This window comes from Phyllobacterium sp. P30BS-XVII (assembly GCF_014138335.1).
GTDB lineage: Bacteria > Pseudomonadota > Alphaproteobacteria > Rhizobiales > Rhizobiaceae > Phyllobacterium > Phyllobacterium meliloti.
Map to the genome: position 1 here is coordinate 1,178,556 of NZ_JACGXO010000001.1, position 9,057 is coordinate 1,187,612.

At 56.1% G+C, this 9,057-nt stretch carries 12 protein-coding genes; 10 read left to right on the forward strand and 2 right to left on the reverse strand.

What is annotated here, in order from left to right:
• Nucleotides 1–35 precede the first annotated feature (35 nt).
• The 5 genes from FHW17_RS05875 (at nucleotide 36) to FHW17_RS05895 (ending at nucleotide 3,891) form a co-directional block, all read left to right on the forward strand.
• Nucleotides 36–956 (forward strand): peptidylprolyl isomerase, encoded by a 921-nt coding sequence (locus tag FHW17_RS05875; RefSeq protein ID WP_112530453.1) that lies wholly within the window; start codon nucleotides 36–38, stop codon nucleotides 954–956.
• A gap of 90 nt (nucleotides 957–1,046) precedes the next feature.
• Complete coding sequence (gene argJ / locus FHW17_RS05880) at nucleotides 1,047–2,288, forward strand: bifunctional glutamate N-acetyltransferase/amino-acid acetyltransferase ArgJ (RefSeq protein ID WP_112530455.1); 1,242 nt, start codon at nucleotides 1,047–1,049, stop codon at nucleotides 2,286–2,288.
• Complete coding sequence (locus FHW17_RS05885; RefSeq protein ID WP_246706727.1) at nucleotides 2,288–3,049, forward strand: GNAT family N-acetyltransferase; 762 nt, start codon at nucleotides 2,288–2,290, stop codon at nucleotides 3,047–3,049. Before argJ ends, FHW17_RS05885 begins: the two co-directional genes overlap by 1 nt.
• Nucleotides 3,046–3,456, forward strand: coding sequence for a (deoxy)nucleoside triphosphate pyrophosphohydrolase (locus tag FHW17_RS05890; protein ID WP_113097665.1), 411 nt, complete (start codon nucleotides 3,046–3,048; stop codon nucleotides 3,454–3,456). Before FHW17_RS05885 ends, FHW17_RS05890 begins: the two co-directional genes overlap by 4 nt.
• 114 nt (nucleotides 3,457–3,570) lie before the next feature.
• On the forward strand, nucleotides 3,571–3,891 hold the full coding sequence (locus tag FHW17_RS05895; protein ID WP_112530459.1) for a hypothetical protein: 321 nt from the start codon (nucleotides 3,571–3,573) through the stop codon (nucleotides 3,889–3,891).
• 3 nt (nucleotides 3,892–3,894) lie between these two features.
• Here the strand turns inward: FHW17_RS05895 and FHW17_RS05900 are convergent, their stop codons facing one another.
• Nucleotides 3,895–4,785 carry a methyltransferase domain-containing protein gene (locus FHW17_RS05900; RefSeq protein WP_182509380.1) on the reverse strand — a complete coding sequence of 297 codons (891 nt, stop codon included), beginning with the start codon at nucleotides 4,783–4,785 and terminating at the stop codon, nucleotides 3,895–3,897.
• A 64-nt stretch (nucleotides 4,786–4,849) separates the two neighbouring features.
• On the opposite strand from FHW17_RS05900, the gene FHW17_RS05905 reads away from it, so the two are divergent.
• The 5 genes from FHW17_RS05905 (at nucleotide 4,850) to FHW17_RS05925 (ending at nucleotide 8,214) form a co-directional block, all read left to right on the forward strand.
• Nucleotides 4,850–5,605: a ComF family protein gene (locus tag FHW17_RS05905; protein WP_112530463.1), complete on the forward strand. Its 756-nt coding sequence runs from the start codon at nucleotides 4,850–4,852 to the stop codon at nucleotides 5,603–5,605.
• A 78-nt stretch (nucleotides 5,606–5,683) separates the two neighbouring features.
• Complete coding sequence (gene grxC / locus FHW17_RS05910) at nucleotides 5,684–5,953, forward strand: glutaredoxin 3 (protein WP_091880061.1); 270 nt, start codon at nucleotides 5,684–5,686, stop codon at nucleotides 5,951–5,953.
• Nucleotides 5,954–5,963: 10 nt separating this feature from the next.
• Entirely contained in the window at nucleotides 5,964–6,833 is an 870-nt protein-coding gene (locus tag FHW17_RS05915) for a carbon-nitrogen hydrolase family protein (protein WP_113097663.1), read from the forward strand.
• Nucleotides 6,830–7,243: a DUF1178 family protein gene (locus tag FHW17_RS05920; RefSeq protein WP_112530468.1), complete on the forward strand. Its 414-nt coding sequence runs from the start codon at nucleotides 6,830–6,832 to the stop codon at nucleotides 7,241–7,243. The genes FHW17_RS05915 and FHW17_RS05920 overlap by 4 nt, the downstream gene beginning before the upstream one ends.
• Before the next feature lie 65 nt (nucleotides 7,244–7,308).
• On the forward strand, nucleotides 7,309–8,214 hold the full coding sequence (locus FHW17_RS05925; RefSeq protein WP_182509381.1) for a DMT family transporter: 906 nt from the start codon (nucleotides 7,309–7,311) through the stop codon (nucleotides 8,212–8,214).
• 3 nt (nucleotides 8,215–8,217) lie between these two features.
• Here FHW17_RS05925 and ubiG read toward each other — a convergent pair whose 3' ends face one another.
• Nucleotides 8,218–8,964 carry a bifunctional 2-polyprenyl-6-hydroxyphenol methylase/3-demethylubiquinol 3-O-methyltransferase UbiG gene (gene ubiG / locus FHW17_RS05930; protein ID WP_112530472.1) on the reverse strand — a complete coding sequence of 249 codons (747 nt, stop codon included), beginning with the start codon at nucleotides 8,962–8,964 and terminating at the stop codon, nucleotides 8,218–8,220.
• Nucleotides 8,965–9,057 lie beyond the last annotated feature (93 nt).

The window sequence follows — 9,057 nt, forward strand, 5'->3', positions numbered from 1 at the left end:
AGCCCGTACCGGTCCTCCCAAGGAGAAATAGACCTATGAACCAATTGCGTAAAACCCTTTCATTCATGACTGTTGCTGTATTGTTATCAGGTGTTTCCTCAGTGGCCATGGCCCAGGACGCCGGAAAAACGGAAGCTCCAAAGGCGGAAGCCCCTAAGGCAGATGCCGTCAAGGTCGACCCCAAGAAGGTCCTTGCGACCATCAATGGCGACAAAATCACCTCCGGTGATGTTGACCAGATTTCTCAGGACCTTGATCCACAATTTGCCCGTCTGCCTGATGACCAGCGTCGTTTGGCCGCTCTGAATGCAATCATCGACATCAAGGCACTTTCTGCCAAGGCAGAAGCTGCAAAGCTTGATGCCACACCGGAATTCAAGGCGCGTATGCAGTTCCTGAAGGATCGTGCCCTGCACAATGATTTCTTCAAGCAGCAGGTTGTCGACAAGATCACCGATGCTGATGTGCGTGCCCGTTATGACAAGGAAATGGCAGCGATGCCGCCGCAGAACGAAGTTCGCGCCCGTCATATTCTGGTAAAGACAAAGGAAGAAGCTGAAGAGATCATCAAGCAGCTTGATGGCGGCGCATCCTTCGAAGACGTTGCTAAGGCAAAGTCGACCGACGGTTCGGCAGCGCAGGGCGGCGATCTCGGCTACTTCTCCGCTGGCCAGATGGTTCCTGAATTCGAAAAGGCAGCAATGGCTCTCGACGTCGGCAAATACACCAAAGAACCAGTGCAGACGCAGTTCGGCTTCCACGTCATCAAGCTGGAAGACAAGCGCGTGCAGCAGCCACCGGCATTCGATCAGGTCAAGGATCAGGTCAAGTCGATCCTCATCCGCGAGCGTTATATTGATCTGGTCAAGAAAGAACGCGCTGACCTGAAGATTCAGTACACTGATCCGGAAACGGAAAAGGCGATCAACGCCGCAACCCAATCGCAGGATCAGTAAAATTTTGGCCCGGGGGTTCGCTCCCGGGCCTTGATCCCCTTAGACCCGCGCCTATACCAAACCTTGTCAAACACCTTTTCGAGGTAATCGATGTCCACGTCTGTCTCTCCCCTTGCTCCCAAACATGTACCGGCCATGCCGGAAATCCACGGTGCGCGGATCGCAACCGCTGAAGCCGGTATCAAATACAAGGGTCGCACAGACGTTGTTATGATCGTATTCGACAAGCCGGTGGCTGTCGCAGGCGTGTTTACCCGTTCGAAATGCCCATCAGCGGCGGTGGATTTTTGCCGGGACAGTTTGACCGGCGGCAAAGCCCGCGCGGTGGTCGTCAATTCAGGCAATGCCAATGCCTTTACCGGCAAGAAGGGACGCGAGTCGACCAAGCTGACAGCGGCTGCCGCTGCCAAAGCAGTTGGTTGCAAGCCGAGTGAAATCTTTCTTGCCTCGACAGGTGTCATTGGCGAACCGCTGGATGCGGGCAAGTTCAGCCATCTGCTCGCAGATATGGCCAAGAGCGCTACGGCGGAACGCTGGCAGGATGCAGCCAGCGCCATCATGACAACCGATACGTTCCCTAAAGTTGCAACTGAAACCGTCATGCTTGGTAGCGTACCTGTCACCATCAATGGCATCGCCAAGGGTGCGGGCATGATCGCGCCTGACATGGCGACGATGCTGTCCTTTGTGGCGACCGATGCGCCAATTGCCTCGGATGTCCTGCAAAAGCTTCTGTCCAAATCTGTTGGCAAGAGCTTCAATTCCGTCACCGTCGATAGCGATACGTCCACATCAGACACATTGCTGCTTTTCGCGACCGGCTCTGCCGCTGAACGCGGCGCAGCGCCGGTGACGAAGGAAAAAGACAAACGTCTGAAAGCCTTCAGCAAGGCGCTGGACCGCGTTCTGAAGAACCTCGCTCTGCAAGTCGTGCGTGACGGTGAGGGTGCCCGCAAGATGCTTGAGATTACCGTAACAGGCGCAACGTCGTCGCGTTCAGCCAAGCGCATTGCGCTATCAATTGCCAATTCACCGCTGGTGAAGACTGCTGCTGCGGGCGAAGACGCCAATTGGGGCCGCATTGTCATGGCTGTCGGTAAGGCGGGAGAGCCTGCGGACCGTGATCGTCTTGCCATCTGGTTCGGTGACATTCGCGTTGCGCGGCACGGCGAGCGCGATCCGGATTATTCGGAAGCAGCAACATCCGATTACATGAAGAACGAGGATATCGCCGTCAAGGTCGATATCGGGCTCGGCAAGGGCAAGGCCACGGTCTGGACCTGTGACCTGACCAAGGAATATGTAGCGATCAACGGCGATTATCGCAGCTGATGCGTTCCATGCAGCTGGCGCAGATCAGGCAGATCGAGGCTGTCGGGTTCAGAGCCTGGCCCGCCTCATCGGTGCATTATGACGGCAGCTGGGCGATCCGTTTAACGGCTAACCATCCCTCCAAGCGGCTGAATTCGGTCAACCCGCTTGATCCGGGTGATACCGACAATATGGAGGAGCGGGTGGCGCACGCCATCCAGCGCTTCAAGGCGCATGGCAGGCCGCCAGTGTTTCGTCTGTCGCCGCTCGCGCCCAAAGAACTGGATGCTTATCTGGAAGGGCTTGGCTGGCCCCGATTTGATGAGTCTTTCATCATGGTGGCCGACCTTGAGAAGATCGACGTCTCCGATGCGATTGATCAGCTTCCATTGCAAGATATTGACCGGTTCATCGATGCGGCCATTGAGGTTCATCAGGACGATCCTGCGTTGAAGCCCGGCCTGTTTGAAGTCATCAATGCCATTGTCCCGGCAAGGGGGCTGTTTGTCATCGAGGAAGGTAGTGAGCCGGTATCAACTGCCATCTGTGTGCAGGATGGGGCGCTGGCTGGCCTGTTCAATATCGGCACTCTGGCCGACCGTCGCCGGAAAGGGCATGGCCGGATGATCGTCAAAACCGCAATCAAATGGGCCGTGCAGCACGGGGCGAAACGAGGCTGGCTGCAGGTGGAAGCTGATAATGCGGGTGCCATCGCGCTCTATGAAAAGCTCGGTTTTGCCGAGGCATACCGATATGCTTACCGGCGGGCACCAGACGCATGAGTGAGAAACATCCCATTTTGCTGGTAACGGCCTGCGCTCTTGTCGATGCGGATGGGCGAGTTCTGCTGACCCAGCGGCCTGAGGGTAAATCGCTTGCCGGACTCTGGGAATTTCCCGGTGGTAAGGTTGAGCCGGGCGAAACGCCTGAGGAAAGCCTGATCCGTGAATTGCAGGAAGAGCTGGGTATTACAGTCAAGCCTGCCTGCCTTGCGCCGCTGACTTTTGCCAGTTTCACCTATGAGACATTCCATCTGCTGATGCCGTTATTTATCTGTCGGCGCTATGAAGGCATTCCGCGCTCCATGGAAGGTCAGGCACTGAAATGGGTACGTCCGAAAGACATGCGCGACTACCCCATGCCGCCAGCGGATATCCCGCTTATTCCCTTTCTTATTGACCTGCTTTGACTGGGAAACGTGGTTAAGATTTCATCACCGCGAAATTAACCCAAATCATTAATCGATCCTTCATGCGAATGGGCGACTTTTAGTCAATTCCGGATCAATTTTTCCAGGTGGGGCATGGGTTATAAATTCGACAATCTCGACGAAGCTTCGGCGCAGACCAGAACATTTCTGGGTGCCGGAACCGGCGTTCTGCGCTTGACCCTGCTGTTCGGGTCCGCTGCAATCGCACTCGCTTTGGTTGTTGCTCCACTTGCCGATCGCAAGTCAAAATCCGTGGTGGATTATGCATCCAGCAAATCCATCGACCAGATGTCGACAGGCTCCATCAAAAAAGCCGCTCCATCAGAATATACCATTCGTCGCAGCGTCCTGCAGAGTTCGCCCAACTCCGTCTGCATTTTGCATAGCGATGGCAGCAAAAGCGGCGATTGCTGAAAACTACTTCTTTTCCAGCGCTTCGACATCTTTCAGAAAATCGGCCAGAGACGCCTTGGCGGAACCCGGCTTCAACGGCTTCTGCTGGGATTCATGTGCCGCCCAGCCGGACATCCAGATAAATGAGAACGTCGCCCTGATCCGGCCATCCGGATCGCTAAAGCGTTCCGCATAGATTTCGGCTGCCCGCATGAAGAAATGGCGGGTCAGCGGTTTGCGCGACCGGCCGAACAGAACGTTCTGCATGCCCATGGCGCGCAAATCCCGCATCAGCGCGAAGAGTGAATCATAACGCACCGTATAAGTTTCGATATCCGTGACGGGTAGGGTGAAACCGGCCCGTTGCAACAGGCCGCCCACATCGCGCACATCGGCAAAAGGAGCCACGCGGGGCGACACTCCGCCACTGATTTCACTCTCGGCAGCCAGCAGGACTTCGCGCAGTTCCGACAGAGTGGCCTCGCCAGCCATGGCACCCAGAAACAATCCATCTGGCTTTAACGCTCGCCTGATCTGCAGAAGGGTTCCGGGGGTGTCGTTGGTCAGGTGCAGGGAAAGCAGGGAGACGATCAACCCGGCACTACCCGGTTTGAGCGGCAGAGTTTCCTCATCGGCCACGACAGACGGAAAGTCCGTATCGAGAAAACGCGCATCCTGCTCAATCCGGATAATTGTCTCGGCCTTGCGGGAGCGTTCGATGGCTTTCGCTGCCAAGCTTGTATGGCTTGCCAGATCAATAGCGACATCGAAAGTACGCTCTACCGCCGAAAGCCGTTCTTCCAGATCGTCAGCGGCGCGAGCGAGCAGAAAGTCGCCCGTCATGCCATGCTGGTGCAGCGCGCGCAGACGCCTTTGCCGAAGCAAATTTCGATCGAAGATCCTGTGCTGATCCATTCCGAATTTCTCTGATCAATGTATAGTTCTATCCGCTAAATGCGTCGCTCTGGAATGAATTGCAATGGAAACTGCCCGCACTTTTGCGCGCATCGTGACAAATCGCCTGTTTATGCTGCTGTTCCCGCCGACTTGCGCGGAATGCCAGAGCCTTGTCTGCGAACCGGGAAGCCTGTGCGCAGCGTGCTGGTCAAAGGTTCGCTTTATCGAAAAGCCCTATTGTCCGGTGCTCGGCATTCCTTTCAGCCATGATCTGGGTGCGGAAATCCTGTCGGCGGAGGCAATTGCCGACCCGCCGCCATTTCGCCGGGCGCGTTCCGTTGCGGTCTATGAGGGGGCGATCAGTACGATGGTGCATCGGCTGAAATATAGCGACCGGACTGATCTTGGCCCGTGGATGGCACGATGGATGGCCCGTGCGGGCGGCGAACTGCTTGATGAATGTGATGTCATTGTGCCGGTGCCCCTGCATGCGCGGCGATTCTGGTTTCGCCGGTTCAATCAGTCGGCGGAGCTTGCGCGCAATCTCGGCAAGATTAGCGGCAAGCCATTTGAGCCGGGCGCCCTAAAGCGCATCAAACCAACGCAGCAACAGGTCGGGCTTGGCGCCAATGAGCGTGTGGTCAATGTGCGGGGTGCATTCAAAGTACCGGACACGCAGGATATCAAGGTGCGAGGCCGTAATGTTCTTTTGATCGATGATGTCTATACGACAGGCGCAACCGTGAAAGCGGCGGCTCGCGCCTTGCTGCGCGGCGGGGCTTCCAGTGTCGATGTACTGACCTTCGGGCGGGTTCTTTCGAAAGAATTATCTGTCTAAGTGCTATTTTGAGGAAAAAACGGGTCTTTGCGCTTTGACTACGGGCGCTTATATAAACGCTATAGTTGGAGTACGATAATGGTTGATGTCACAATCTATACACGCGATGGCTGCGGCTATTGCTCGGCTGCCAAGAGCCTTCTTGACAAGAAGGGTGTAGCCTTTGTCGAGCACAATGCGACGGTTGAGCCGGACGCACGGCAGGCCATGCTGGCGCGTGCCAATGGGCGCTCGACCTTCCCGCAGATTTTCATTGGCGCGGTTCATGTCGGTGGTTGTGACGACCTTTATGCACTTGAACAGCAGGGACGTCTTGATCCGCTGTTGAAAACAGGCGCACTGGCGTAAGGACCTGACAATGAGCTTATTTCGCGCAGCCGCCATCCAGATGCGCTCAGGCGTTGATCCGCAGCGCAATGCCGCCGATCTTGCCGGTTATGTCGCCGATGCCGTCGGCAAGGGTGCGGTTTATGTCCAGACACCGGAGATGACCGGTGCCTTGCAGCGTGACCGTAAGGCATTGGCGAGCATTCTGCGCGCCGAAGATGACGATATTATCGTACGCGCGGCTTCGGAACTTGCGGCACAGCACGGGATTCATCTGCATATCGGTTCGACGGCCATTGCGCGCGAAGATGGCAAGGTTGCCAACCGCGCCTTCCTGTTCGGACCCGATGGCAAGATTATTACCCGCTATGACAAGATCCATATGTTTGATGTCGATCTCGACAATGGCGAAAGCTGGCGGGAATCGGCTGTCTATGCGCCGGGCTCGGATTCTGTCGTGGCCACACTTCCTTTTGCGCGGCTTGGCCTTGCCATCTGTTACGATGTGCGTTTCCCTCAACTGTTCCGCGCGCAGGCTGTTGCGGGCGCTTCGGTGTTGACGGCTCCAGCCGCATTCACGCGCCAGACCGGTGAAGCGCATTGGCATATTCTCCAGCGTGCCCGCGCTATCGAGAACGGCGCTTTTGTCGTTTCGGCGGCACAGGGCGGCGTGCACGAGGATGGCCGCGAAACATTTGGTCATTCGATCATTGTTGCGCCCTGGGGCGAGATTCTGGCAGAAGCCAATCATGCGGACCCGGCAGTGATCGTGGCGGATATTGATCCCACATTAAGCGCTGCGGCTCGCTCGAAAGTGCCCAACCTTAAAAATGCCCGTCCCTTTGGTCTGGTCATCCAATCGGATGACGGCCAAAGCGAGAGACAATCGGCTGCGTCATGATCCGTTTTTCCCTTCACTGCGAGCAGGACCACGAATTTGAAGGGTGGTTCCGCAGCAATGATGATTTTGACAGCCAATCGAAGAAACATCTGGTCACTTGCCCGGTGTGCGGTTCGCACAAGGTGGAAAAGGCGCTGATGGCGCCGTCGGTGACGACGGGACGGCAAAAGGAAAAGATCGCCGTTACCATGAGCAAGATGGTCAATGAGTTGAAGGAAGTTGCCCGCAAAGTGCGCGAGAATGCCGATTATGTCGGGGCTGATTTTGCTGAAGAGGCGCGCAAAATCCATTTTGGCGAAGCGGACCAACGCGGAATTTACGGCGAAGCATCCGGCGATGAAGTGAAATCCTTGCTCGACGATGGCATCGATATCATGCCGCTGCCAACCTTTCCTGAGGACCATAATTGATCTTGCGCGTTTGATACGAAGGTCTAAGCTGCCGTGGTCGTAATCTTCCTGCCGGATAATTCCTCATGCCATTTCTGAATTCCGCTCCTGCGCTGCTCATCCTGACCGGCGCTTTTCTCGGATTGACTCTGCCCTTCGGTAAATTGGCTTTCGGTGCCGGGGTAACTCCGGCAGTCTGGGCATTTGTGATTTCAACCGGTGCGGGGACTGTGCTTCTGGCGGCCTTTTTGGCGATGGGCAAGCGACCATTGCTCAATGGGCGCATGGCCCGGTATTATCTGATTACCGCGCTGATCTCCTATGCGGTACCCAATCTGATGACGCTTTCGGCCATCCCGCATCTGGGGTCCGGCTTTACCGGCATCATGTATACGCTCTCGCCAGTCTTTACGCTGTTGTTGTCGATGCTCTTCGGCATCAAACGGCCCAATATGTTGGGGCTCTTGGGTATTCTTGTAGGGTTTGCCGGGGCTGTGCTTGTGGGCTTCACCCGTGGTCAGGTGGGGCAGCCAGCTGAACCATTCTGGATTGTCATTGGTCTGCTCATTCCCGTTCTGCTTGCACTCGGCAATGTCTATCGCACCATCGACTGGCCTGAAGGGGCTGATCCGACCGAGCTTGCAGCGGGCAGCCATCTGACGACCGCTATATTGCTGATCCCGGTTATTTTCTACGTGAGCGGTAGTTTTGCCGTCGAACCGCTTGGCAATGTGCCGTGGCTGGTGGTCGCGCAGATATTGGCCTCAACCTGCATGTTTGCGCTGTACTTTCGGTTGCAGGCGGTTGGTGGCCCCGTTTATCTGAGCCAAATTGGCTATGTTGGCGCCGCAGTGGCGCTAATCGCGGGAACATTGTTTCTGGGCGAAGTTTATCAACTTGCGACATGGGTGGGGGCGGTTATCATCACCATCGGCGTGTTGATGACGACAAAGGCACAGCGCATGGCGGCAAAAGCGACGGCCACAGCCTGATTTCTAACGCGGACGGACCGCCAGTACCATGTAATTGACGTTGGTGTCGCTTGAGCGATTCCAGCTGTCGGCGAGCGGATTATAGGTCACGCCCACGGTCTCGGTGATTTCGAGCCCGGCCTGTGTCAGTGGCCCCTCCAATTCTTCCGGGCGCACCAGCTTTTCATATTGGTGAGTGCCACGCGGCAACCAGCGCAGGACATATTCCGCACCGAAAATGGCAAGGCCGAGCGCCTTCAAAGTCCGGTTGATGGTGGCGACGAAGGTCACACCACCCGGTTTGACCATTTGTGCACAGGCGGTGAGATAAAGCTCCACATCGGCCACATGCTCAACCACTTCCATGTTGAGAACGATATCAAATTTCTCGCCTGCTTCCGCCAGCGCTTCGGCTGTTGTGGCCCGATAATCAATATCGAGCCCGCTTTGGGCTGCATGAATTTTTGCAACTTCAATATTGGTTTCGCCCGCATCGGCGCCGACAACCGAAGCACCCAGCCGCGCCATGGGTTCGCACAACAGGCCGCCACCGCAGCCAATATCCAGCAAACGCAGCCCCGTAAACGGCTTCGGGCTGTTCGGATCAAGACCGTAATGGGCGCAGACTTTTTCCTTGATATAGGCAAGACGGGTTGGATTGAATTTGTGCAGAGGACGGAACTTGCCTTGCGGGTTCCACCATTCGGCGGCCATGCGCGAAAAACGATCTACTTCGGCGGCATCGATTGTGCTGCGTTGGGCTTCGGTCATGGCAACGTCCTTTTTACTGCCTCTGGAGAGGCCCCTTCCGGCAAAAAATGTCAAGATGCAAATTCGGCTTCGCGCCGATCGTATTATCTATTA